Source organism: Paraconexibacter sp. (assembly GCF_059438195.1).
In genome coordinates this window covers 1-3,448 of record NZ_JBLKKY010000134.1, presented here as the reverse complement: position 1 = coordinate 3,448, position 3,448 = coordinate 1, and the positions used below count along the sequence as shown (strand labels likewise).

The following is a 3,448-nucleotide window of genomic DNA, read 5'->3' as shown; positions in this document are numbered from 1 at the left end:
GCCGACAACCACCCGTCCAACGGCTGAACAACCTGCTCGGGACTTACAGCTAGGCGAGCACCTCGCGGACGACCAGCGCCATCGCGTCGGGGTCCTCGAGCTGCGGGTAGTGGCCGATCCCCGGGAGCTCGTGAACGGGGACGCCCGGTCGCAGCTCGCGCAGCCCGTCGAGCACGGCGGTCGTCGCGACGGGATCCTCGAGGCCCCAGGCGAGCGCGAGGTCGCCGGGCCAGTCGCGGACGGCGCCGTGCCAGCGGTCGGTGAAGCGCTCGCGCTCGTCCATGTAGCTGATCGTGCGGTGGAGGAGGCGGTGCCCGCCGTCGTGGGAGAGGAGCGACCAGTGGTCGGCCGCGGCCTCGGGCGAGAGCGGGTGGGCGTCGGAGAAGATGCGCGCGAACTGCAGGCGGAAGCCGGTCGGCGTCGTGAGGCGGGCGAAGAGCGGGCCGAGACGCGTGCGCAGGAGCCGCTGGCCCGGGGTCGGGCTCGCGCGGTGCAGGAGGATCGACCCGTTGAAGAGGAGCGCGGACTCGATCCGCAGCCGGCCGATCCCCTCGATGTCGCGCGCGAGGAGCTCGGTCGCGACCGACGTCCCCATGTCGTGGGCGACGAGGACGACCGGCGGCGAGCCGTGTCGCTCGACGAGCGCCTCGGCGGCGTTCGCCTGCCAGGCGAGCGTGTACTCGTGGTCGGCGGGCTTCTCCGAGAGCCCGAAGCCGAGCGCGTCGAACATGAGGAGCCGCTCGCCGTCGAGCCGGTCGGCGAGCGGCGAGAAGTCGAAGCTGCTCGTCGGGAAGCCGTGCAGGAGGAGGACGAGCGGCGCCTCGGACCGGCCCGGCCGGTGCTGGACGTAGAGGCGGCGGCCGGCGACGTCGATCATCTCGCCGCGACGGCGCCACGCTTCGGCGGCGGGTGTGAGCATGGGTGGCCCGAGCCTACGCGGACACGAGGTCCCTGCGGGTCTCCCGCAGCGGGCGGGGTCGCGCCACGGATGCCCGCGGCGAGCGCGCGGTGCGACGATCCGTCCGTGAGCGAGACCGCCACCGAGACGCGCCCAGCGTCGCGCCCGCACCCGCGCGTGCGATGGACGCGCCGCTTCGTCCCCTGGCTCGTCGACAACCGGGCGCGGATCCTCGCGACCGTCGCGGTCGCCGCGATCGCGGTCGGCGGCCTCCTGCACCTCGCCGGCGAGGACGAGGCGGGCCGCGGCGTGTGGTTCGCGGCCGTCGCGCTCCTCGCCGCCGAGCTCTCGGTCGAGGTCGTCCGCACCATCGTCGTCGAGCGCAGCCTCGGCGTCGACACGATCGCGCTGGTCGCCATGGTCGGCGCCCTCGCGCTCGGCGAGGAGCTCGCGGGCGCCGTCGTCGGGCTGATGTTCACGGGCGGCGCGGCGCTCGAGGCGACCGCCGCGACCCGCGCCCGCCGCGAGCTCACGGCGCTCGTGAGCCGCGCGCCGCGCCTCGCCCAGGTCCGCGTCGACGGGGAGCTGCGCGAGGTCCCGGTCGACGACGTCCGCGTCGGGGACGTCGCGCTCGTCCGCACCGGCGAGGTGATCCCGGTCGACGGCGTCGTCGCGACGGACGAGGCGGTCGTCGACACGAGCGCGCTCACCGGCGAGCCCCTGCCGCTCACGCTGCGACACGGCATGCCGGTGATGAGCGGCACCGCGAACGCCGGCGGGCCCTTCGAGGTCCGCGCGACGCGCCCCGCGGCGGAGAGCGCCTACGCCGCCCTCGTCCGGCTCGTCGAGCAGGCCGAGCACGAGCGCGCGCCGTTCGTCCGCATGGCGGACCGCTACGCCGGGATCTTCCTCCCGGTCACCCTCCTCGTCGCCGGGATCGCGTGGGCGCTGAGCGCCGACCCCGTCCGCGCGCTCGCCGTCGTCGTCGTCGCGACGCCCTGCCCGCTCATCCTCGCCGCGCCGATCGCGCTCGTCTCGGGCCTCTCGCGCGCCGCGCGGGCGGGCGTCGTCGTCAAGGGCGCGGGCGTCATCGAGAGCCTGGGGCAGGCGCGGACGATCCTCTTCGACAAGACGGGCACGCTCACAGTGGGGACGCCGAGCGTCCGCGAGATCGCGACCCTCGGCACGCTGCCCGAGGACGACGTCCTGCGTCTCGCGGCGTCGGTCGACCGCCTCTCCACCCACGTCCTCGGCGGCGCGCTCGTCGACGCCGCGCGCGACGCGGGGCTGGCCCTCGGCGAGCCCGACGACGTCCGCGAGGAGCCCGGCCAGGGGATCGTCGGGACGCTCGAGGGCCGGCGCGTCGCCGTCGGGAGCCGGGCGTTCCTCATGGCGGAGGGGTACGACCGCGAGACCGTCGCCGGGTCCGCCCGCGCGATCGGCCGCGGCTCCGGCGAGGCGCACGTCCTCGTCGGCGTCGACGGGACGCTCGAGGGCATCGTCGTCATGGCGGACGAGCTGCGAGCCGATGCCGCGCGGATCATGGAGCGCCTGCGCGCGGAGGGCGTGCGCCACGTCGCGATGGTCTCCGGCGACCGCCGCTCGGTCGCCGAGCGGATCGGGCGGGAGGTCGGCGTCGACCGCGTCTACGCCGAGCAGACCCCGGAGGACAAGCTCGAGATCGTCCGCGCGCTGCGGGCCGATCCGGAGCTCTCCCCGGTCGTCATGGTCGGCGACGGCGTCAACGACGCCCCCGCCCTCGCCATCGCCGACGTCGGGATCGCGATGGGGGCGGCGGGCGCGACCGTCTCGTCGCAGACGGCCGATGCGGTCGTCACCGTCGACCGCATCGACCGCGTCGCCGACGCCGTCCACGCAGGCCGCCGCTCGCTCTCGATCGCACGTCAGAGCGTCCTCGCCGGGATGGGCCTGAGCATCGCGGCGATGGGCGTCGCCGCGGCCGGGTACCTGCCGCCGGTCGCCGGCGCGCTCTTCCAGGAGGTCATCGACCTCGCGGTCATCCTCAACGCGCTGCGGGCGCTGCGGGGGTGAACGAGGGCCTGACGGTGCGCATGCTCACACACGTACCCCCCGGGGGTATCTGGTACCGTTTCCGGCAGGAATACCCCCAGTCCGTATCGCTCACCATCACCGAGGAGACAGCCATGCCGAGCCCCGCCGAGACCGTCTACACCGTCACCGGGATGACCTGCTCGCACTGCGTCGCCTCCGTCACGGAGGAGGTCTCCGAGGTCGAGGGCGTGCGGGACGTCGACGTCGACCTCGACACCGGGCGCGTCGTCGTCACCGGCGAGGACGTCGACCCCGCGGCGGTGAAGGCCGCCGTCGAGGAGGCCGGGTACGAGGTCGCGCCATGACGCGCACGACCACGCTCGCCGCCTTCGCCGCGGCGCTCGCGACGACCTTCGGGGCCGCGGCGCTCGCCGGCAGCGCGATCGGGCCCGAGCCCGAGCCCGACGAGCCTGCCGCGCCGCACGGCGACGGCGGGCACGCCCCGTGCCCTGGAGAAGCACGGGTAGATCAACGAGT

General features: G+C 75.3%; 3 protein-coding genes. 2 read left to right on the top strand and 1 reads right to left on the bottom strand.

All coding sequences use genetic code 11. The features are described 5' to 3' along the window. Positions 1-49: 49 nt before the first annotated feature. Entirely contained in the window at positions 50-919 is an 870-nt protein-coding gene (locus ACME2J_RS22125) for an alpha/beta fold hydrolase (protein ID WP_495547113.1), read from the bottom strand. A 105-nt stretch (positions 920-1,024) separates the two neighbouring features. On the opposite strand from ACME2J_RS22125, the gene ACME2J_RS22120 reads away from it, so the two are divergent. Together ACME2J_RS22120 and ACME2J_RS22115 are read left to right on the top strand one after the other, a co-directional pair. Continuing rightward, positions 1,025-2,950, top strand: coding sequence for a heavy metal translocating P-type ATPase (locus tag ACME2J_RS22120; RefSeq protein ID WP_495547112.1), 1,926 nt, complete (start codon positions 1,025-1,027; stop codon positions 2,948-2,950). A 113-nt stretch (positions 2,951-3,063) separates the two neighbouring features. Next, the gene (locus tag ACME2J_RS22115; RefSeq protein ID WP_495547111.1) at positions 3,064-3,276 is read left to right on the top strand and encodes a heavy-metal-associated domain-containing protein; all 213 of its coding nucleotides are present in this window, start codon (positions 3,064-3,066) and stop codon (positions 3,274-3,276) included. Positions 3,277-3,448 lie beyond the last annotated feature (172 nt).

What these genes read in the sequence shown, in the direction of transcription:
- ACME2J_RS22115 (WP_495547111.1), top strand. Translation starts at nt 3,064, where the DNA reads ATGCCGAGCCCCGCCGAGACCGTCTACACCGTCACCGGGATGACCTGC.
- ACME2J_RS22125 (WP_495547113.1), bottom strand. Translation starts at nt 919, where the DNA reads ATGCTCACACCCGCCGCCGAAGCGTGGCGCCGTCGCGGCGAGATGATC.